The sequence below is a fragment of the Paenibacillus sp. FSL H7-0918 genome (genome assembly GCF_038007025.1).
Taxonomy (GTDB): Bacteria; Bacillota; Bacilli; order Paenibacillales; family Paenibacillaceae; genus Paenibacillus_AQ; species Paenibacillus_AQ odorifer.
Map to the genome: position 1 here is coordinate 925,352 of NZ_JBBOWJ010000003.1, position 22,189 is coordinate 947,540.

Annotated in this window: 17 protein-coding genes, 1 pseudogene and 1 other annotated feature; of the genes and pseudogenes, 9 read left to right on the forward strand and 9 right to left on the reverse strand. The window is 42.4% G+C overall.

Annotated elements, in window-relative coordinates; genetic code table 11:
- Nucleotides 1–72: 72 nt before the first annotated feature.
- Complete coding sequence (locus MHI15_RS24090) at nucleotides 73–1,464, reverse strand: ABC transporter substrate-binding protein (RefSeq protein WP_076183515.1); 1,392 nt, start codon at nucleotides 1,462–1,464, stop codon at nucleotides 73–75.
- Between the two features lie 262 nt (nucleotides 1,465–1,726).
- Between MHI15_RS24090 and MHI15_RS24095 the strand changes: the two genes are divergently transcribed.
- Both MHI15_RS24095 and MHI15_RS24100 read left to right on the forward strand, forming a co-directional pair.
- Nucleotides 1,727–3,355 carry a response regulator transcription factor gene (locus MHI15_RS24095; RefSeq protein ID WP_340394135.1) on the forward strand — a complete coding sequence of 543 codons (1,629 nt, stop codon included), beginning with the start codon at nucleotides 1,727–1,729 and terminating at the stop codon, nucleotides 3,353–3,355.
- 5 nt (nucleotides 3,356–3,360) lie between these two features.
- Nucleotides 3,361–5,166: a cache domain-containing sensor histidine kinase gene (locus MHI15_RS24100; RefSeq protein WP_076304193.1), complete on the forward strand. Its 1,806-nt coding sequence runs from the start codon at nucleotides 3,361–3,363 to the stop codon at nucleotides 5,164–5,166.
- A 2-nt stretch (nucleotides 5,167–5,168) separates the two neighbouring features.
- Here MHI15_RS24100 and MHI15_RS24105 read toward each other — a convergent pair whose 3' ends face one another.
- Entirely contained in the window at nucleotides 5,169–6,740 is a 1,572-nt protein-coding gene (locus MHI15_RS24105) for an ABC-F family ATP-binding cassette domain-containing protein (protein WP_341164964.1), read from the reverse strand.
- Nucleotides 6,741–6,949: 209 nt separating this feature from the next.
- Between MHI15_RS24105 and MHI15_RS30800 the strand changes: the two are divergent.
- Together MHI15_RS30800 and MHI15_RS30805 are read left to right on the forward strand one after the other, a co-directional pair.
- Nucleotides 6,950–7,501 (forward strand): annotated as a pseudogene (locus tag MHI15_RS30800) (LamG-like jellyroll fold domain-containing protein); the annotation flags it as partial.
- 321 nt (nucleotides 7,502–7,822) lie between these two features.
- Nucleotides 7,823–9,199: a pectate lyase family protein gene (locus MHI15_RS30805; protein ID WP_445668012.1), complete on the forward strand. Its 1,377-nt coding sequence runs from the start codon at nucleotides 7,823–7,825 to the stop codon at nucleotides 9,197–9,199.
- Between the two features lie 1,192 nt (nucleotides 9,200–10,391).
- On the opposite strand, the gene MHI15_RS24115 is transcribed toward MHI15_RS30805, so the two are convergent.
- Both MHI15_RS24115 and MHI15_RS24120 read right to left on the reverse strand, forming a co-directional pair.
- Nucleotides 10,392–11,513: a DUF4179 domain-containing protein gene (locus MHI15_RS24115; protein WP_340975821.1), complete on the reverse strand. Its 1,122-nt coding sequence runs from the start codon at nucleotides 11,511–11,513 to the stop codon at nucleotides 10,392–10,394.
- Complete coding sequence (locus tag MHI15_RS24120) at nucleotides 11,506–12,042, reverse strand: sigma-70 family RNA polymerase sigma factor (protein WP_036686352.1); 537 nt, start codon at nucleotides 12,040–12,042, stop codon at nucleotides 11,506–11,508. The genes MHI15_RS24115 and MHI15_RS24120 overlap by 8 nt, the downstream gene beginning before the upstream one ends.
- 224 nt (nucleotides 12,043–12,266) lie before the next feature.
- On the opposite strand from MHI15_RS24120, the gene MHI15_RS24125 reads away from it, so the two are divergent.
- A complete protein-coding gene (locus MHI15_RS24125; protein ID WP_076125996.1) occupies nucleotides 12,267–12,650 on the forward strand; it encodes a winged helix-turn-helix transcriptional regulator in 384 nt (127 codons plus the stop codon).
- A 150-nt stretch (nucleotides 12,651–12,800) separates the two neighbouring features.
- Here MHI15_RS24125 and MHI15_RS24130 read toward each other — a convergent pair whose 3' ends face one another.
- Complete coding sequence (locus tag MHI15_RS24130; protein WP_036686349.1) at nucleotides 12,801–13,226, reverse strand: hypothetical protein; 426 nt, start codon at nucleotides 13,224–13,226, stop codon at nucleotides 12,801–12,803.
- Nucleotides 13,227–13,423: 197 nt separating this feature from the next.
- Nucleotides 13,424–13,706, forward strand: a binding site (T-box leader).
- 102 nt (nucleotides 13,707–13,808) lie between these two features.
- Between MHI15_RS24130 and trpS the strand changes: the two genes are divergently transcribed.
- Nucleotides 13,809–14,804, forward strand: a complete 996-nt coding sequence (gene trpS / locus MHI15_RS24135; protein WP_340975818.1) for a tryptophan--tRNA ligase — start codon at nucleotides 13,809–13,811, stop codon at nucleotides 14,802–14,804.
- A gap of 69 nt (nucleotides 14,805–14,873) precedes the next feature.
- On the opposite strand, the gene MHI15_RS24140 is transcribed toward trpS, so the two are convergent.
- The 3 genes from MHI15_RS24140 to MHI15_RS24150 all read right to left on the reverse strand — a co-directional run bounded on the left by MHI15_RS24140 (nucleotide 14,874) and on the right by MHI15_RS24150 (nucleotide 17,120).
- Complete coding sequence (locus tag MHI15_RS24140; RefSeq protein ID WP_076279805.1) at nucleotides 14,874–16,106, reverse strand: aminopeptidase; 1,233 nt, start codon at nucleotides 16,104–16,106, stop codon at nucleotides 14,874–14,876.
- A 104-nt stretch (nucleotides 16,107–16,210) separates the two neighbouring features.
- On the reverse strand, nucleotides 16,211–16,669 hold the full coding sequence (locus MHI15_RS24145; RefSeq protein WP_340975817.1) for a hypothetical protein: 459 nt from the start codon (nucleotides 16,667–16,669) through the stop codon (nucleotides 16,211–16,213).
- A 103-nt stretch (nucleotides 16,670–16,772) separates the two neighbouring features.
- A complete protein-coding gene (locus tag MHI15_RS24150) occupies nucleotides 16,773–17,120 on the reverse strand; it encodes a hypothetical protein (protein ID WP_076219158.1) in 348 nt (115 codons plus the stop codon).
- Between the two features lie 191 nt (nucleotides 17,121–17,311).
- Between MHI15_RS24150 and MHI15_RS24155 the strand changes: the two genes are divergently transcribed.
- Nucleotides 17,312–18,409 (forward strand): VanZ family protein, encoded by a 1,098-nt coding sequence (locus MHI15_RS24155; RefSeq protein WP_248548119.1) that lies wholly within the window; start codon nucleotides 17,312–17,314, stop codon nucleotides 18,407–18,409.
- A gap of 87 nt (nucleotides 18,410–18,496) precedes the next feature.
- Complete coding sequence (locus MHI15_RS24160; protein ID WP_076279802.1) at nucleotides 18,497–19,936, forward strand: serine hydrolase domain-containing protein; 1,440 nt, start codon at nucleotides 18,497–18,499, stop codon at nucleotides 19,934–19,936.
- Nucleotides 19,937–20,003: 67 nt separating this feature from the next.
- Here the strand turns inward: MHI15_RS24160 and MHI15_RS24165 are convergent, their stop codons facing one another.
- Nucleotides 20,004–20,768, reverse strand: a complete 765-nt coding sequence (locus MHI15_RS24165; RefSeq protein ID WP_076279814.1) for an exodeoxyribonuclease III — start codon at nucleotides 20,766–20,768, stop codon at nucleotides 20,004–20,006.
- Nucleotides 20,769–20,959: 191 nt separating this feature from the next.
- Here MHI15_RS24165 and MHI15_RS24170 point away from each other — a divergent pair, with 191 nt between their 5' ends.
- Nucleotides 20,960–22,105: an MFS transporter gene (locus tag MHI15_RS24170; protein WP_076183499.1), complete on the forward strand. Its 1,146-nt coding sequence runs from the start codon at nucleotides 20,960–20,962 to the stop codon at nucleotides 22,103–22,105.
- Nucleotides 22,106–22,189 lie beyond the last annotated feature (84 nt).

Below are 22,189 nucleotides of genomic sequence, written 5' to 3' on the forward strand. Positions count from 1 at the left end.
CCATTTCTTCGATGATTTAAAAAGAAAAGAGTGCTTCCCGCACTCTATTCTTTTGGACACCATTCACTTTTTTTATTTCATTGCAGCCTTTGCTTTCGTAATCGCTTCGTTTGCTTTTGCAGCAAAGCTGTCCAAAGCTTCTTTACCGGTTGCTCCTCCAGTTAAAGCACGTTGTAATTCAGGGAACCAGAAGGTACGAATATCAGCATATCCATCGGCAATGGTAGGTGCATCTGTTGTGAATTTACGAGCATACTCAGCGTATTTGTACTCTGCATCATCATAGAGGCCTGTAATCGAATTACGAACAGACAAACCACCTGTTTGAATCAAGTTTTTCTTCCCCCATACAGGATCATTAGCAATAAAATCAATCAGCTTCTTAGAAGCTGCAATCTTAGCTTCATCACCATTATTGAATACAGCCATACCGCCGAGGTAAGGTTCAAGCTTAGGTTCCGATCCATCTAAAGTAGGGAATGGAAGCAGAACATCTTCGAATTCAACCATTTTTTTAGATACGTTCTGAGCTTTAAGTACTGCAGAATAGTTGAGTGTAAAGGCTAATTTCCCTTGTAAAAATAAGTCGTTCACGTCAGCAGCCGCAAGGGAAGCCGCACCAGAAACGCTAAGTTTATCTTTTGTAGCTTGAACGATCCAATCCAACGCTTTTGCAGCATTATCAGTATTGATAGCGACTGCGGAATTATCTTCATTTAGAAATCTGGATACACCTAAGTTAGCAAGATATGCACGAGTTCCTTGATCTCCAGCCTGGCTCTTCGCGAAGAATCCGGTAGGAATAACATCAGGTGCTTTTTCTTTAACAGCTTCCAGCGCTTTCTTATATTCTTCAAACGTCCAAGTTCGGTCTTCCTTATCCAGAGGAAGCAAATCTAGCGCGCCAATCTTCTCAAAAACGGTCTTGTTTACCGCCATCATAAAAGGAGCTGTATTGATCGGATACATAAAGATCTCTTCGCCAACACTAGACTGTTTCCAAAAGGCTTCCGAAATATCATTTTTCACTTCATCGGTCACCATATCATTAAGAGGTGCTAATAAGTCCTTTTTACCCCAGTCAATAATCCGTCCAGGAGCATCATAAATTACATCAGGTGCGGTATTCGAAGCAATTGCCACATTCAGTTTTTCAGGGCCGCCTTCAAAGGTGATCATCTCAAGGTTGACTTTAATTTCCGGATTCTTCTCATTAAAAGCTGCAATGATTTCCTTCTCATATTTGCCAACTTCACCATCTAAAGCTTGAAAGCTCGGAAAATTCCACCATGTTATTTCTACTGGTTTAGCAGCAGTCTCAGTGGCCGCGGGCTCACTCTTATCAGTATTATTACTTGGTTCATTAGCGGAATTCGCTGTATTCGTATTTCCGCATGCAACTAACTGTGTACCTAAAAGTGCGACACCAACAATGCTCATTAGCCCTTTTTTCATTGCTCTCATGTGCTACCCCCTATTATTTTTGTGGAATAGAATGCTTTCTCATTCCTTGCGCTAATCATAAATCAATTATAAATTCAGGAGAATCCCACTCCTTTTACATTTAGGGTCGTATTCTGACCTATACCTTCTTTCAGCCCCTCTTCAATGTTATAATACATTACATATTTCACCTATAATTATTTTAATTTTTAGCTTATAACTTACATTTGATGATATCGTTGTTGAAAAATCCACTATAAATCTAGTCTTCCGGAGGGATTTCATGTACAAGCTTATGATTGTAGAGGATGAACCGTTAATACGGACGGGATTAAAACATTACTTTTCGTGGCAGGAGCTTGGTGTTCAGAGTATTGTTGAAGCGGAGAATGGAAAAGAAGGCGTCGCTACCGCACTACGTGAGCAGCCAGATTTAGTGATCACTGATATTCGCATGCCCGAAATGGATGGTCTTCAGATGATAGAAGAGCTTCGCCAATTCCTTCCTGATACTTTGTTTATTATTTTGACAGGATTTAATGATTTCGAATACGCTCAACGAGCCATTAAACTTGGGAGTGTGCATGCTTTTTTGCTCAAACCTCTGGAATATGAAGAAAGCCTAACCGTGATTCAAGAATGCATGAACAAGCTGCAACTTAAACAACAAGAACAAAGGATACGTTCTACTCTGGAAGGCTCACAACTTATAAAGCTACTACTCGAAGAAGAACAACCTGCAATTGACACTAATTTGATCGCTGAATTATGTAATTTTAAAAGTAAACATTATCTGTATCTCCCTTTTGTTTTGGCAGGTTTCCCTATCAGAGAAACACCTTCACCATCCACAAGGTGGATGCGAGAACAGGCGACTAAGTTCATACATCTTGCAACGGAGGCCTATCTCCCGGCGAGTCTGCCACGATCTATTTTTACATATGCTGCTAAATCCAAACTCTACGGGCTAATAGTCATGGGATCACAGACTGCAACGAGCATTGTCCCTTTTGAGACCCAAGTACTTACTGAACTCGATCAGCATTTGAACAAGCTTACGTTAGAACGTCATCTTGCCCTTTATCTTGCCATAGGTACAGTGACGAACGAACTGTCTCAAATCACTTCATTACTTCACGAGTCTGAAAAGCTGTTATATCAACGCTTCTATCAGAATGAACAGAATATATTCCATATCTCTTCCATAAAGGCAGGCGCCACAGCTACTAAACCAATGCTTATCCAACTAGATGACAACGATAAGAAACGAATAATCTCCTGCATCGAAAATGCCAATAAACAAGAAATTCTACAATTAATGCAACGATTGGCACAAGATATTTTGCATAAAGCAGATTTCCCTTCACCTGATCTATGGCTTGCGTATGTACAAGAAATCATAAGTGTCATTATCCGCTTCGCTAATAAAAACCACATTCATAGGGATGGTGTGTACAGCGATAAACTATTAAACCTTACTTTTGTTGAGGATTTTCACTCCCTTGAGGTCATGTTCGAGTGGCTGGGGAATTGGATGGTTCATCTGGGGAACATATATACCGAAGGTCTGACGGATAACCATCAGCAGGATGTGATTATCTTTGAACATATTAAATCCTTCATTAGAGCTAATATTGATCAAGATATTACTCTACAAATGGTAGCGGATCGCTTTTTCTATAACCCTTCTTATTTAAGCCGTCTGTTCAAAAGAAAACTCGATAAGAACTATATGCGATTTGTAACCGAAATCCGTATGGAATACGCGCAGGAATGCTTAAAAAAACCGGAAATTCTAGTGACCGATGTCTGCACAATGTGTGGTTACAAGAGCTATAAGCATTTCGTTAAAACGTTCCGGCTCTTCACCAACATGACCCCATCAGACTATAGAAAACAATCGGGGTGGTAAGCAAAATGATGCAAATAAACCAGCCAAAAAAACGCTATCGGATGCGGCATGTCAATCGGCAGATTTTTGTGCTGATGATCCTGACCATTACTATTCCTTTGCTGATTATATCCGCGATTATCTATATTTTTTCAAATCAAGCCGTCAAAAATGAATATCAAAGCAGCTCTAATCTCATCCTTAATAATCTTTCTTTCAACATCGACCAGTATCTGCAAAGTATTGAAAAAGGGACCCTTAATGCCCAGGTAGATAGTCAATTACAAACCGCTCTCGAGCATTGGACTATCAACAAAGATAATATCGGGAATGATCTAAGTATTCAGTATGGAAACACGATTGAACAGTTCATCAGCGGGATTGAAATGACGATTAAAAATGTCGACAGTGTGCAGATTTTCGCGGGGTCACGTGTATTCTACTCCGCCAATTTCAATCGTGCGGATTATGATGTGAAGGACTACACCCAAGAGGATTGGTATTTACAGACGCAGCAAAAAAAGGGGGGCGTAATCCTGTTTGGAAGTCATCTCCCCTTCTATCGCACCAATTCCAAACAATCCGTCATCTCCATCGCCAGAGTCATTAATAAAAAAGGAAGCAAGCAGCCCTTAGGTGTCATGTTAATCGATATCCGGCTGGATTCATTACGGGAAATCTTAAAGCTGTCCGAGAATAGCAAGCGGAAATTTATTATTTTAGACGATAAGGGGGGCAACGTTTACAGCTCAGATTCATTGGAGACGAGTCCTTTAGAGCCAGTCCCTATCGACAAACAGGCGCTTAACACTTTTATGAACAATGACGCCGGGAGCTTATATGGTACTTTTGATGACAAGGATTCGTACATTAATTTTGTTACCTCTCCTTACTCCAACTGGAAGGTCATTCAATATATTGATGAAAAAGAGATGACTAAGCAGGCTTCTTTTCTTGGCAAAATCATTTTAACCTTGGCGCTCTTATCGCTTGTCACTGCACTCTTATTTATGTATATCCTCTCTGAACGCGTAACCAAACCTATTATTCTGTTAAGCCGGAAGGTGAAGCTGGTGGGGATGGGGAATTTCGATGTGGATTTGTACAGTAATCGTCAAGATGAATTTGGGGTTCTATATAATGGAATTCGTAAGATGGTTAAGGATTTGCAAAACTATATTGAGCGATCTTCGATGGCCAAGGCTCAACAAAAAGTAGCCCAGTATGGTGCGCTCAAAAGCCAAATCAATCCGCATTTTCTGGCAAATGTCCTTGAATCTATTCAAATGAAAGCCATCATCAATGGACAAAGAGAGATTGGCGAGATGGTGGGGATCGTGGGCAGATTGTTTCGGATTCATATCCAGACTGGGAAAATCACCGTTACCCTGCGCGAAGAACTTGAGCATGTCCGGCTATATGTGAAGATTCAGCAGTTGCGTTTTGGGGATAAATTACAGTACATGGAGCAGCTAGATCCGCAATGCGAGATCGTTAAGGTCATGCACTTCTCCTTGCAGCCCATCGTAGAGAATGCTATCGTACATGGCCTAGAAAGCCGCAGTGAACCAGGTCTGCTTGAGGTATCCTCGGTGATATCGGGGGAGGATATGCTGATTATCGTTAAAGATAACGGCATTGGCATCGAGGAAGAGAAACTTAAGCAGCTGCGTTTCCGTCTCTCTCAACCCTCAGATACCTTAGATGAAGAACATATTGGCATTAAAAATGTTCATGATCGCATTCAATTTCATTTTGGCGAAAAATATGGAATTGAAATTTCCAGTTACGTAGGTGAAGGAACGACAGTGATCATCCGACTTCCCGTGTAATCCTAGACATTTTGCTCAGTAATGCCTAATTCAGGATCAAAGGTGAGCATTTTCGTCGCTATTTTATCAATAAAAAACCGATCATGACTAACTGTTACTACAGCGCCAGGAAAATGAATCAACGCCTGCTCCATCACCTGAATACTGGTTAAATCCAAATGGTTAGTGGGCTCATCTAAAATAATGACAGCAGCTCCGGAGAGAAGGCATTTCGCTAAAGCCACTCTGGCCTGCTGTCCGCCTGAAAGGCTGCCAATCGTTTTACTCAGATCCATTTCCGAGAATTGCAGCATCGCTAGAAATTTATTCACCTTCTTCCGCGGTGCGTCCAGTCCCAGTCCATAAACATTTACGGCATGGCTGACGGTATCTTTATGATCCAGCTCATCCCACATCTGATTAAAGTACGCATAACCGCCCCCGCGTTCCCAAGTCACTTCCCCCGATTCCGGTGCTTCTTGTCCAGTCAGTACTTTGATTAGTGTCGATTTTCCGCTGCCGTTCGGACCTACGATAGCTATCCGGTCTTCCTTTTGAATATCGAAGCTAATGTTCTGGAAAATGGAGCGGCCATCATAACTTTGTCCAATCCGCTTCACTTCCCCCAGCTTGTCAGGAAAACGTAAATTACTATAAATATCAGTGATTAATACGTTAACTGGATGAGGTTCCACTCGTTTTTTCATATCCGTTAGCTTACGGGATAGACGGTCCTTAGAAGACTTCTTACTACCACGGTTTTCAATGGCCTCGGACTCCATAAGGAGAAGTTCTTCTTCCCACTCAAATTGCCGATCGAGCACTTTTTTACGCATCTTCTTTTTACGAACGTAATCGGTATAATTGCCTTCATATTCCTGAAAATGATAGTTCTCGATTTCTATCGTCCGCGTGACCACTCTGTCAATAAATTGCCGATCATGAGAAACCAGAAGCATCGCCCCATTGAAACGGTGCAGCCACTGCTCCAACCATACGATCCCTTCCATATCCAAAAAATTAGTAGGCTCATCGAGCAATACAACATCGGGCGCTTCAATTAAGACTTTAGCCAGTGCCGCGCGGTTCCTCCAGCCTCCGGATAACTCCTCTACAGGTTGATGCCGCGATCTCTCATCGAATCCTAATTTAGTCAGCACCGTATTGATTTCCACAGATACATTCCAGCCATCCAAATGCTCCATTTGTTCAAAAAGCTCAGCTTGGCGCTCTAAAAGTGCATTCATCTGGACATCATCCGACACCTGCCCAAGCTGTTCTCCTATTTGGTTAAGCTCCTGTTCAATGCGTGCTACCTCTTCGAAGCAAAGTTCTAACTCTTGTTGTACAGACAAAGACCCGGAAAGCTCCGAAAATTGAGAGAAGTAGCTGATCTTCACATTGGGATCTAATTCTACTTTTCCTGCCGTTGGCTCCTCTTTTCCCATGATTAGCTTAAAAACAGTAGATTTACCTGCTCCATTTCGTCCGATTAAGCCAATACGTTCGCCCTTGCTCACACGAAAATAAATATCTCGAAAGATCAATGTATTCTCATATTTCTTAGTTACGTTCTCCATTCGGATTACGCTCAAGTCTATCACTCCTAGTTCGTATAGATCAGAATTCATCGTTGAATACCCAAAAAGCTATTATAGCACTAATTAAAAAAAGGACTTTATAATCATATTATTACTTATATTTATTTCCGATATATGTATTTATATTAATATAAATTTATAAATACATAAGGAGGATTACAATGAGTTTGCTAAAATCATTCAAGAAAAATGCTAGTGTTATTATGTGCATTACCCTGCTCTTTTCTCTTTTTATTGTGTATCCGGCAAGTGCTTCTACCTTCTTCCAAGACCGCTTTGAAGAGGGCGATAATCTATGGACGTCCACTAGTGGGAATTGGACTATTGTTGAGGACGAAGGCAACAGCGTATATTACCAGTCTGCCACAAAAGAAGGACGTACTTCTGCAGGTGATCCAGCCTGGAGCGATTACACTGTGGAAGCGGATGTAAAAGTTGTTGATTTTAATGGCTCAAACAGAACTTATGTTGCGGGCAGATACATAGATGGAAATAATTTTTATGCAGCTTCTTTGTATAATAATAATGATGGCATGCTGGAAATCAGAAAGAAGGTTTCTGGATCTACTACAACTTTGACCAGCAAACCTTACGCTCTGCAAACAGGAGTTTGGTATAATGTAAAACTCGAAATGAGCGAAAATACCATCAACATGTATGTAAATGATACGCTGGAGCTCTCAGCTTCCGATTCCAAATTAAAAAAAGGTGCAGCAGGGCTCGTTACCTTTAAAACTATTACGATGTTCGACAACGTGACCGTTTCTGACACCATTGGCACTACACCGACACCAACACCTACTGCTACGCCGACTCCGACTGCTTCACCGACTCCGACTGTTACACCAACACCGACTGCTACGCCGACTCCGACTGTTACACCGATACCGACTGCTTCACCAACGCCTGCTGCTTCACCGACACCTACTGCTACGCCGATACCGACTGTTTCACCAACACCAACTGCTACGCCGATACCGACTGCTTCACCAACACCAACTGCTACGCCGATACCGACTGCTTCACCAACGCCTACTGCTACGCCATTACCGACTGCTTCACCAACGTCTACTGCTATACCGACACCGACTGCTTCACCAACGTCGACACCGGTTCAGGTTAGTGAATATGATTTGGCTGGGTTTGCCACAGGAACAACAGGTGGTGGAAATATCCAAGAAACCAGTCCACTCTATAAAAAGGTATATACCGCAGAAGATCTTGCCACTGCACTGAGAAAAGGATCCAAAATAAAGGTTATTGAAATTATGAACGACTTGGATCTGGGATGGAATGAAATTTCTGATGCAGCAAAGATCTCCCCATTTAGCGCTCATAACAATGCTTTAACACATCCCGTATTAATAGAGACTGGTGTCAGCAAAGTGTCTATGGACAACTTCGACGGTTTGACCATTTTCTCTGCTAAGGGTGCAACCATTAAACATGCCGCTTTTACCTTTAAAAGAAGCTCTAACGTCATCATCCGCAACCTTGAATTTGATGAGCTGTGGGAATGGGATGAAGCAACCAAAGGGAATTACGATAAAAACGACTGGGACTACATCACCATTGAAAACAGCAACAACGTATGGATCGACCACTGCACCTTCAATAAATCTTATGACGGAGTTGTCGATGTTAAAAAAGGCAGCAACGGCGTCACCATTTCATGGTCATCCTTCTTAGGGGATGATAGAAACGCAAACAGCTGGGTTACTCAGCAAATTAATGCTATGGAAGCCAACAAGGCTGCCTATCCCATGTACGCTTATTTAAGAAGCAGCTCAGTTGGCCTAAGTAAAGACGACATCATTGCGATTGCCGCTAGTCAAAAAAAGGGCCACTTAATAGGCGCAACAGAGTTTGCAGCTGATAATGCGCTTCTTTCTGTAACGCTCCATCACAACTACTATAAAGATATACAAGACCGCATGCCCCGCCTTCGTAGTGGTAATGCGCATGCCTATAACATTGTAATGGACAACGAAGATACCAGATTGGCTAAAAAACGTCTAACCTCCGCTATGGAAAAAGCGATCTCAAGCAAGGGGTATCAATTCGGGGTTACAAGTAACGGAGCCATCTCGACAGAAGGAGGAGCTGTATTACTTGAAAGTTCTGTAATCATTGATGTAGTGTATCCTCTTCGCAACAATCAAGCGGATGTAAATAATAGCAAATATACGGGTGCAATCGCAGCTTTAGATACGATCTATTCACTTGATGGAGCAACATTCAGAGGAGACAGTACAGCAAAGAACAGCCCTCTCTCCCCTGCACCCGCTGCCGTTAAAGCATTTGCATGGAACGGATTCACAACACTACCTTACAGCTACACTTCAGAGGACCCAGCTAGTCTAAAATCCAGACTTACCGCTGTTGACGGCTCAGGGGCAGGCAAATTGTCCTGGTCAAACGAGGAATGGTTGAAAACAAATTACAGCAACTAACTCGACTAACTAATTACTGAACACATATCCCATTACTACAACGAGAAAAGTTACTAACTTAGTTGTCACACTAGCGCCACCTTTGCAACAAATTAGCGACATATTAGTGCTACTAACGCCATATTAGTGCTACTACCGCCATATTAACGCCACATTAGCACCACATTAGCACCACATTAGCACCACTTTTGTACCGCCGAAATTGCTCAGACGCTCAGACAGTGATTTTACAGTTTAGAGTGTAATATTTACGAGGTCAGACGACGATTTTAGTTTACAGTGCAGTATTTACGAGGTCAGACGACGATTTTACAGTTTATAGTGCAGTATTTACGAGGTCAGATGGTTCGGACTCAGGAGCCCTTATTTCGAAGAATCCGGGCATTTCGCAGTGCTATCGGACTCAGATGCAGCTATTCAACCCGATATGCTCAATTTTGGTGTGGATTTAGACCAATAAGAGCTATGCAGTCCGAAAACTAAGCAAATTGGTCCAAAAAGCGAAAATAGCTGCAATACGGTCCGTTAGGAGTGTTAAGCGCCTGAGGAGCGTTATAAATTAGTTGCCACATTAGCAACTCTTTTGTACCGCACTAATGCCACATTAGCACCACTTTTGTACCGCCGAAATTGCTCAGACGCTTAGGCGGTGATTTTACCGTTTACAGTGCAGTATTTACGAGGTCAGATGGTTCGGACTCAGGAGCCCTTATTTCGAAGAATCCGGGCATTTCGCAGTGCTATCGGACTCAGATGCAGCTATTCAACCCAATATGCTCAATTTTGGTGTGGATTTAGACCAATAAGAGCTATGCAGTCCGAAAACTCAGCAAAATGCTCAAAAAAGCTAAAATAGCTGCAATACAGTCCGTTAGAAGTGTTACGCGCGTGAGGAACATGAGAAACCTGTGAAACGTGAGGAACATGAGAAACCTGTGAAACGTGAGAAGCCTGAGGAACATGAGAAGCCTGAGGAACATTAAGCGCCTATAGCCCCCGTGAGGAGCATTATGCACATACAGTCCCGATAGGAGCATCAGGAGTTTGTTCTCATTTAACAAGTGGCGTGTTTGGTGTTAAAAGGTAACTCGCAAAGTTAGTATAATGTCCCAACAATAACAAAAAGGCCGCAACCTGCGGCCTTTTTCTATATTACAACTCCCAACGCATATTCACTAATATCGCTTACCGCTCATTTTTTCAGAATATCAATATACTCTTCTTTCTCTCGATCTGCCCCCGCATTAAGTTTCAGTCGCAGTGACTTCGGGTGATCCAACACATTACTGCTGAAGTAACTTATAAATCCATCATCAGATCCACTACCAGAATTCGGATTAATTTTAATGTCGTGCTTCCCAACCTGCGCTGTTAATTCATAGGGGAGCTTTTGAAACAGTTCATTTCGGATGATCCAATCCGTTTTCAATTCCTCATTTATCGTAAATTTGAGCGCTATGCTTAACGGAGAAAGCTCGACTTCGGCTAGTTTTACTTCCTGTCCGTCAATTTTGAAGGGGTGGTCTACAACTAATGTCTCCGTCTTCAGCTCCCAAAACTTAGGATCAATAGAGAAGTTCACTTTTAAACGATCAGAATACCGCATGTCGGATAAAACCGTTCCTGTTTTCGGTTTACTTAACATTCCCGGGTCTACAGAGGCAATCTGAAAATCCGCCACTACGTCTGTTGGCCTTGGTTTATTTCGGTCCAGTGAGAATACAGTTTTACCGAGCCAAGTATATATGGTTCCCTCTGCGTGTGCTCCCATTCCGTCCCTATTCCCATTCTCCTCCATTACGTCTCGTCCAGTTTCAGCTTCTGTCAGCTTCACACTATTTACACTGTACACTTCCTGACCATCACTTGTTGTCCCTGTATACAGCAGCATGATTTTATTTTCATCAGCAAGCACAGCATTTAGAGTAATTTTATATCCATTTGATTCAGCACTCTTATTAACGATTTGTACATAATCATTCCGGATTGCAGACTCTAGTGTAAGAGCATCAATATCAGCTGCAGCCAATGTTTTAAAAGGCTCCAATACGCCCCAATCGAACGTATCAACACTCGAAGTCCCTTGCTGTGGCAACAGCTGGGTTGGATTGAAGAACAGCAAGCCCGCTATCATCACTGCAGCCGCCAGCACAGACATCGCGCTTTTTGTGAATATTAACCTTCTGCCACGTTTCTTGCCTAATTCCAAACCTGCTTGGATCGCATAGATCTGAGCGGCTGCATTCTCTATTTTTTGTTCTTGTGGGATACGTTCGGCATCGCTTAACATGGCAAGCTCCTCTTGACTACTCATTGTTCCATTCACCCCGATTCTTTATGATGGTTCGCAACTGCTTGAGCCCCTTATGCTGCCAAGTCTTAACCGTCCCCTCGGGTTTATTCATAATGTTAGCGATCTCAGTCAAGGTCATATCATTGTAGTATTTTAGCAGCAGCACATGGCGATACTTGGGCTTAACCTGCTCGAGTGCCCACAGCATTTCCATCCGATGATGGCCAATGTGTGTGACCTGTTCTCCTATTCTTTCATCTACCAGCGGCATGGAACGTTTTCTTCGTCTTTGTTCATCTATACAGACATAAATTAGAATTCGAATAATCCATGATTTGAATGCTTTGGGGTCCTTTAAAGTTTTTCTTTTAATCCAAGCCCGGCAAGTCATTTCCTGCATCGCTTCCAGCGCATCGTTTCGGTTCCGCAAGTAACTATAAGCAATACTGTACAATTGTTCTCTATGTACCAATATCGAATCGTAAAAATCCGTCTCGCTCCGAGTATCAAGAATCGTTACTTTTTTCATTTCTGCATTAGTCATCGTCATGTCCTTCCTTAGCCTCCTCTCTTCAACCTTTCATAGATTAAGACGGGGGAGGTATAGAAACGGTTTTTATTTCGTTTTGCTTTTTTTGCCCAAAGCTCTCTAAATTATAGCATTCTATAAAAATTGAACGAAAAATGTTATGATGAGTTAAATTGGACATAATTAATAGTACGCACTCAAAAGTGCCATAGGTGCTAAAAAGTACCCATACCTTGGAGGTTATCATGACAACAACATCTACAACAACTGTCAAGAAAAAATACAATATTTCTGTTGAAGCCACCCTAGAGGTCATCGGAGGGAAATGGAAATGCGTAATTCTATGTCATTTAACTCATGGCAAAAAACGCACCTCCGAGTTAAAACAGTTGATGCCCGGCATTACTCAAAAAATGTTAACCCAGCAGCTACGCGAGCTTGAGGCAGATGGAATCATCAACCGAATTGTTTATAATCAGGTTCCACCAAAAGTAGAATACGAGCTTAGTGAATATGGGGATAGTTTAAGCGATATTTTGACTGCATTATGTAATTGGGGAGAACAACATATCATTAAGCAATACGGTGATAAATACGCTGTTTTAGAGGATAACATCTTAAATAAATAAACCGCTATATCAAGGTAATGGTTGGAGATTTATGCTGCGAGAGTTGGACTTCAATTATACACCCACGAAAAAAGGACAGCTGAATCAGATCGATTCAACTGTCCAAAGCTTTGATTCACCCGTCCCTTAAATGGCGCACAGAGACATAACTTAAATTACGCCTTCTCCTCCTATAGCAGTTGCTGTGAATGATATGGGTCCAAATAGATTGATAGGCAAGTTGCTATCATTCTGAATTACCAATTCATAGTTGTGGACTCCAATATAAGCACCATCGACCCACTGAGCACTTAATTGAATATCAGTAATTGTAGTAAAACGATAAAAGGATCTATAAATATCGACTCCAGCTCGTCGGATGATAACAAGAAATTGGCTATTAGCAAGTGCAGTAAGACTAAAACTACCATTTAACTCGACTCTACTGGAGAAAGAAGCCGGATTAGCCGGACTAATATTTACTTGCGCTGTGGCTAGACCCGCTCCAGCTCCAGGAATCCCTGCAACCGTTATAGCAGTAGTAAACGGATCTAACGGGATTTTTGCCTGTGACCCATAACTTATTATTGTCGCCATTTATCATCACTCCATTTCAAGGTTATAGAGTAGTATATTGTGAATCCACAATGATAGATTGGACTTAATTCCTGATGATTATATACATTTAAGGTATACTTTGCTAGATCATATAAACCTAGATACCTCGTCAATCACCATACGATTTCTACTCATTGACAACACCCCTGTTCAGAATTACAATAATTCACATATCATGAACAACGATGACAAAGGGTAAGTAGACAGACGAACATGGTCTTCAGAGAGCCGGTGGTAGGTGCGAACCGGTGACCAGCGTATGCTCGAATGGCCTTTATAGTTGTTTTTCCGAACTATCTTAATGGATGCAGTAGGGAAAACCGGGGTTCCCGCCGTTATCAAGGGACCTGTATCGAGAATAAATTCAACCTCTCCGTACAGGTAAGAGAAGATCGAAAGCCAAGAATCGTAAGGTGACACGATCATTTAAGGTGGTACCACGACAACTTCGTCCTTATTGGATGAGGTTTTTTTGTCATTTAAAGGAGGTGATGGCCATGGATGATGGCTGGTGGTGGCGACTCGAGTGTAACCAAATGCTAAATAACAGGAGGAATTTATATGATGAACGAACGTGTCTTAACTGGAGATCGAGTGACTGGAAAGCTTCACCTTGGCCATTACGCCGGCAGCTTGCAGACCCGAGTAGCCCTTCAGGAGCAATATGAAACTTTTGTGTTTTTAGCGGATATTCAAGCCCTAACGACCCATTTTGATCGTCCACAGCTGCTGGGTCAACATCTGCATGAGATCACACTGGACTATTTATCTGCGGGTATAAATCCGGAGAAAACAACTATATTTATTCAATCGATGATCCCTGAAATCGCAGAGCTGACCCTCTTGTTCTCTATGTTTGTTACTGTGAATTCTTTACGGCATAATCCCACGATTAAAGCCGAATCGAAAAATTCGAGCTTAGATGAATTGTATTACGGTTTTCTTGGTTATCCAGTTAGTCAAACTGCTGACATAACATTTTGTAAAGCAACGATCATTCCTGTAGGGGAAGACCAACTCCCTCATCTGGAATTAACCCGCAAAATCGTCCGCAGATTCAACGAGATGTACAGCCCGATACTGGTGGAACCCAAAGCGCTGATCAGTGAGACGCCGAGGCTTGTGGGTACGGATGGCAACGCTAAAATGAGTAAAAGCCTTGGCAATGCCATCGAGCTGGACTCCACTAAGGAAGAGATTATCTTTAAGATACGAAAAGCCACAACCGATCCAGCGCGTGTGCATAAAAATGATCCTGGACATCCAGATATCTGTCCTATTTTTGCTTATCATGGTGCTTTTCGCTCAGCGGGGGTAACCGAAATTCGTGAAGGCTGTGAGCGGGGTACCATGGGTTGTTCTGCTTGCAAACAGTTGATTTCGACAGCTCTAGATCAGCTTATAGAACCGATGCGAGAGCGTCGTTCCTATTATGCTACTAAGCCCAAGCTTGTGCAGGAAATCTTAATCTCTGGAACACAGCATGCCCGCAGCATTGCTCAAGAAACAATGGCCGAAGTACGTGAGGCTATGAGTCTTAACTATTTTTCAATCTAAAAATGACCAATATAGGCACTCAAAAAAAGCCGGAATCTCATTGGAAGAGATCCGGCTTTTTTCTTCTCCTTACAACACCCAATTTCCCTTACGGAATACGGGTTCAATCGTGCCGTCCGCCAGCTCTCCGTCAATATCCAGCTCTGCTGAACCGATCATAAAATCGACATGAGTTAAGCTGACATTAGCTCCTCTAGCCACAAGCTCTTCGTTCGTAAGCTTTGTGCCGCCTTCAATATTTACAGGATAAGCACTTCCTAGCGCGAAATGGCAGGAGGCATTCTCATCAATCCCTGTATTGTAAAAAATACGGTTCAAGCGAGAGATTGGAGAATCATGCTGCACTAAGGCTACTTCTCCTAGATAAGATGCACCTTCATCCGTTGCCAGCAGTGAGGTTAAATGTTCGCGTCCGGATTCAGCTTCATAAGCTACGACTTTCCCTTTTTCAAAAGTGAATGAAATTCCTTCAACTAACCGTCCATTCAAATTAAGAGGGAGCGTGCTTCTAACTGTGCCATTAACGCCAGTCCGATGGGGCATGGAATAAATCTCTTCCGTTGGCATATTAGCTACAAAATATACGCCTTTATCATTCTCACCGCCACCCCCGCGCCATAAATGGCCTTCCGGAAGCTCTACATGCAGATCCGTTCCCGGAGCACGGTAATGCAAGCTTTTATAACGTTTAGCGTTCATTCTGTCCTGACTTTCTTTCAACTGACCAATATGCTCTCTCCAAGCAGCTACCGGATCATTGCTGCCCACACGATTCATCTGGAATACAGCTTCCCACATCGCCTCTACCCGCTCTTCTTCAGGAAGATCGGCAAAAACCTTGTTCGCCCAAGCACGTGTTGGCGCTTTGACCAGAGACCAGCTGATTTTGCTGTTCCGAGTATATTTGGAGTAGTTCTTGCGAGCAACAGCCGCTGCTTTGACTGCTCTAGATACCTTAGAAGAATCAATGCCATTAAACAGTTCAGGATCAGGTACTTTAATATGTAAGATGGCACCATTCTCTTCCGCGAATTTCTCCATCATCTCAGCCTGCCACTGTGGATAGTAATCGAAAGAATCCTCTGGGGCTTTTTCATAACGGATCCGTGTAGTTGCTTCATCGTCCCAGTCAACAATTACATATTTAGCTCCCGCTTCATAGGCTTTCGCTACAATCAAGCGAGTAAGTTCTGCGGTTTCTATCGGTGCATGTACCATAAGGACTTGTCCAGGCTGTACATTTACTCCTACTTTTACAACTAGGTTCGCATATTTCTCCAGCATTACTTCAAAATCTTTCATGAATTCTCTTCCTCCATCTCTAGGGTTGCTATAAGGACTCGGTCAGCTTCACTTCTTATTTTAACGCAAAACGAGGATAGTTGCGATTCGATTTAGATTCTCAGCTACTTCACTTCAGGTATTTCACCTGTATAGACACCTAGATCATTCTTATGAATCTCTACATTGGACGTTCCGATCTGCTTATCATTATGGTAAGCAATCACTGTGATCTTGGTATCCTGAGGTTCATCTATTTGCTTATTCCCCCCATCCATTGGACTCCAATAAATTTGATCTCCAGATTTGATTTTCAGCTCAAGACCTTTGTTATGCACCTTGTAGTCAGGGGGAGTCCATAACAATAAATTGCCGGATGTAGCCTGTATCTTAATAACATCCGCCCCTTCAGCAGTTATAAGCATAGGTAATCCTGGAGCACTACTATCAGTCACCCTGTATTCCGCTGTTGGGAACATAACATCCGGTTTTACCTCAAGTGATTGATTATTATGCCGCAAAATAAAGAAGAAAAAAAGTAAAATCGTTAAGCCCATGACGCCTGCGATGATTATTTTTTTCACTATTCAACCTCCCTTCCACCCTAATACTGTAACATATTTCCTTAATTTGGACAGTTATGAGCCAAATAAAGCGGCTCCCGCGAGGAACCGCTCACTTCAATCCCTATTTTTTATCCACCTGTAACAGTGTCACTGTCTTCAAAGCATAAGTATGCATGATTTTATCCTCTGAAATTACATTCAACTTGGTCAAGCTTGCCACCTTTGCCGGATCTGATTTGGAGAGCAAACGCCACACTTCGGGGTCTGATAAGGTCTCATATAACTTTGCATCATCATATTCTTTGCGGTTTTGCACGACCAGCTTCACTTTATAGCGGCCAATTTCAGTCTCGTTAGTTTCCTGCTCACTACAATAATTTAAAATATCCTGACGAAGCTCGGCCAATTCTTTTTCAATATCCTTTTGTTTTTGCTTGAGCCGATAATACTGCTGAACCTTTTTCTCCATCCACTTCACGCTCCTTCATAGACATATGTATGCCGGAAACGTTGGATAAATTAGTTGAGTTCCCTATCATAAAAACTTATAATGAGCCGGGGATAGCTAATTTCCAAGTAGAGTCAAATTTCTTATAAAAACAATTCCACGGCAGGTGACTTATGTTTCATTCGTACTTTTTTCCAATTTCGTATGCGTTCATGATGTTTCCAATAGCAGCGCTGGTCTTCACACTACCTTTTCTTATCGTACAATACCGCAGACATGGCTATATACATAAGCTTAGAGCTTTAATCCTATATCTGCTGCTGCTCTATCTGATGAACGCTTATTTTCTTGTCTTGCTTCCTTTTCCATCCTCCCGGCACAATGCTGCACCTTCTGGGAGTGTCGTCCAATTCATTCCCCTTCAGTTTATTCAGGATATTGTGGATGGATCGTCAATCATCCCTGAACAAATCTCGACCTACTGGTCATTACTGCGTGAGCCTGCATTTTTACAGGTCATTTTTAACGTTGCATTGACTGTACCGTTTGGAATGTTTTTGGGCTATTATTTTCGTACACGCTGGGTCGTGTGCATTCTACTATCCTTTGCCTTTTCCTTGTCCTTTGAGATCACGCAGATTACAGGAATTTATGGTTTCTTCGATCATCCTTACCGTCTTTTTGATGTCGATGATCTCATTACCAACACAATCGGAGGGATTTTTGGATTTCGAATTTCCATTTGGATCTCCGGGCTATTGCCACGTATAGAACAACTGGATACAAACATTGACCGCTCTGCCAAAAGAGTCTCCTATACCCGCAGAGGAATAGCTTTTCTAATCGATAGTATGGTGTGGAGCATCGGGTTTGGGGTACTCTTCGGATTCGATATAAAAGCTGCCTTCTGGATTGTAACTGGTATTTACTTCATGCTTGTTCCGGCTCTCACGGGCGGACGGACCTTAGGGAAATGGATGGTGCGGATTCGGGTGAAGAGCAGCGGGAATCATGCTTTTTTCTGGGCTCTGATGATCAGATATGGCCTGCTATATTGGGTGCTGCTTGGGATTCACGCTCTTTTGCTTGATTCCGCCCTTCTAGGGAATCTTTCCTCCGTATGGAATATGCTTATTCATCTGTTTGTTCTATTGATAGACTTGGCTTTCTTTATTCATTTAGTCATTAGTATATTCAAAAAAGAAACTCAGCTAATATATGAGAAACTAAGTCGAACTTCTCATGTTATTTCTTGGCCAGAGAAACGGCTCCAATCTGATGTATCCAGCAACAGCCCTGTAGAAAGCTAAACTAGTTATTTTTTAAATGGTATTTTTACATTGGAAATTATTATAGAATTAGGAGGTGAGCATTCTCAAAATTTAGGAGATGAGCGTATGGAAACTACAAGCAGCTTGCAGTTATCTAGAAGTCTTCCAGAAGAACAGGGGATTTCATCAACCGCAATATCCTGCTTTATTAGTGCAGTAGAAGAACAAAATTTAGGCCTGCACAGCTTTATGCTATTACGACATGGTTATGTGGTCTCTGAAGGCTGGTGGGCTCCTTACAGGTCCGTTCTTCCGCATATGTTATTTTCCCTTAGCAAAAGCTTCACCTCAACCGCAATCGGGTTTGCTGTTACTGAGAAACTTGTCACCCTCGATGATTCTGTCCTCTCCTTTTTCCCTGAAGAGGCTCCTTCGATTATCACGGAGAATCTATCCAATATGACAATCAGACATCTATTGATGATGGGTACCGGGCATGTCGTGGATACTATGGACACCCTTCGCAAAAGTACCGACGGGAATTGGGTGAAAGCTTTCTTCTCCGTCCCCGTCGAGAAACAACCGGGTACACATTTCCTATATAATACCGGTGCTACTTACATGCTGGCCGCGATCCTTCAACGGGTTACTGGCCAAACACTGCTAGAATATTTAGAACCGCGCCTCTTCGTTCCTCTGGGCATTCACGGTGCAACGTGGGAGTCTTGTCCACGTGGAATTAACACAGGGGGATTTGGCTTAAACATTACAACCGAGGATATCGCTAAATTCGGCCAGCTATACTTACAAAAAGGAATCTGGAATAATCAACGGGTTCTGCCTGAAAAGTGGATTAATGAGGCTACTTCCAAACATATTTCCAATGGCGAAGGTGATCATGACTGGGCAATGGGATATGGGTATCAGTTCTGGCAATGCCAGCACGGTGGCTACCGGGCAGATGGCGCCTTCGGTCAACTCTGTGTTGTGCTTCCGGAGCAAGATGCCGTAATTATTACTACTGCTGCATCAGACAGTATACAAGGAATGTTGAATGCTGTGTGGGAACATCTGCTTCCCGCGATGAAGCCAGCTCCCTTGCCATTAGAGCCGGCTGCTTCTGCCCACTTGGTTGAAAAATTAAAGAATTTATCTATCCAACCGCCACAACTGCAGCCCTCTTCATCACAAGAAGAACGAATAAACGGCTTAACCTATAAGCTCGATGACAACCAATTTGCCTTGGACACCTTCTCTATCTCTTTCAATAACAACGAAGCTGCAGTTACTTTACAATTTAAGACTGGAGAGGATTCTGTGATCTGTCTTGGTCGAGGGAAATGGCTCGAAAGCTTCGCACAGGTCATTGATGCTTCCTTGAACCGAATCATGTCCAGCTTTACTTGGGTTGCTGATGATCAGCTACAGCTTACTTTATTGTTTATTGAAATGCCTTTCTGCATAACTCTTGAAATAATCTTACTAGAGAATCAGCTAATTCTTAAACAAAAGTTTAATGTGAATATGGGACCGACTGAATTCCCTGAGATCATTGGCAGACTATAATTCTTAATGAATACAAAAGACCGCTTCGTCCTTTAAAGAGACTTAGCGGCCTTTTAAATATTCGATTCTAATCTGTGAAATCAGCAAGCTTGAGGATGACCGGACAATGATCGCTCCCCATAATGTGGCAATCGATTTGGGCATCCAGCAGATTAGGTGCAAGTCTAGAAGAAGCTAGGAAATAATCAATCCGCCAGCCTACATTCCGTTCTCTCACCTTGGGCATATAAGACCACCATGAATAAACACCTTCAAGCTCTGGATGAAAATATCTAAAGGTATCTATGAAGCCGGACTCCAGCAGCGTACTCATTTTTCCTCTTTCTTCATCGGTAAAGCCAGAGTTTCCGCGGTTAGCTTTAGCATTTTTGATATCAATATCCTGATGGGCTACGTTCATATCGCCGCATACAACGACTGGTTTTAGCTTGTCCAGTTCCAGAAGGTAATTGCGGAAACGGTCCTCCCATTCCATTCTGTAATCCAATCTAGCCAGATCTCGTTTGGCATTTGGTGTATACACATTCACTAGATAAAAATGTTCGAACTCCAGCGTAATAATCCGGCCTTCCGCTTCTTCATCCTCTTCCATTCCGTATCTCACAGAGATCGGCTTGATTTTGGTGAATATAGCTGTGCCTGAATACCCTTTTTTCACTGCATAATTCCAATATTGATAGTATTCTTCACCCTGTTCCAGAACAATCTGCCCTTCTTGCAGCTTCGTCTCCTGAACACAGAAAATATCTGCTTCTACTTCCTTAAAATAATCATCAAACCCTTTTTTAACACAGGCCCGAAGACCATTCACATTCCATGATACCAACTTTATCATTAACGTTTCTCCTTGCATTTTGCTTTAATAGTAACCAGTTTATCATATTACGGCCAGAAATTTATAGAGGGTTAGGGTCATCTTGAGCAGTTCCGCGAATAGATTTATATCCTAATCATTTATTATCCATGATACAATAGCAAAATTGACTCTATACAAATTTTCTAACACGTGAGGTAAAAAAACTTATGAATGCACCAAATCTTTTACGAGGGTTTAACTTTTTGTATTTTGCTCTGCTAGCCATGTTTATTCCCTTTCTGCCAGTCTATCTAAGTGAACAAGGTCTAAGCCCATCGCAAATCGGCTTCATTATTGGAACTGGTGGTTTTGTTACCATCGTTGCCCAGCCTTTATGGGGGATGATCAGTGATAAAACAAAAACCATCCGCAAAGTGCTGTTAGCTCTGCTGTTATGCTCAGCGGTAACCGGATACTTTTTGTTCGATTCCAGCAGTTACGTTGTTCTCATTCTTTTTGCTATGCTGCTGTATTTCTTCTTGATGCCCATTGATCCGCTGACAGAAAGCTTGAATTTCCGAGTCTCTGAGGCGGCTGGAATTAGCTATGGTTCTATCCGTACATATGGTGCGCTAGGTTATGGTGTAATGGCTCTGATTACTGGCTATGTGCTTGGTTTTTTCGGCTCTCATGGAATAGCTCTTCTGTTTGTTGCCATTTGCCTTATAAGCTTTATAGTAAGCTGGAACATGCCAGATGCCCCCGTCACAGGTAAGCCGGTCACGCTGGATAGCCTCAAGCACTTTTTTGGCAACAAAAAGACATTGATGTTTCTGGTGCTCATATTTATTAGCTCTGTACCCGCACGAATGAACGATACATTTATTGGAGTTTATATTCGTGAGCTTGGTGGCAGTCCTCAATTGGTAGGCCAATCATTTTTCCTCGCGGCAATAAGTGAAATCATTGTCTTTGCATTAAGCTTCTGGTGGTTGCGAAAAGGAAAAGAACTGATCATCATATCGATTTCCGGAGCCTTCTATTTCCTTCGTTTCTTGATTTCAGCTTGGATCATTGATCCACACTTGTTAGCGTATTTGCAGATTCTGCAAATTCTTACCTTCCCTGTGTTCTACTCGGCTGCTATTCAATACCTGTACAGCATTGTACCCGAGGAATGGCGTGCTACAGGGCAAACCGTCCTTGCACTATTGTTCTTCGGTGTATCAGGTATCCTGGCTTCTTATGCTGGTGGGGCATTATATGATGCCTTTGGGGGTAAAGCTCTTTACTTAACGATCTCCGCAATGTCGTTTGTCGGCATGCTATTCGGATTGATACTGTATCTGATTTATCGTAAAAAAACGGAATAAGCGTACGAAAATAAACCGGGGATGTCCCAGCCGCTTTCTAAGTGGCTATTGGACATCCCCGGTTTTTTCTATTAAAAAGTGCTA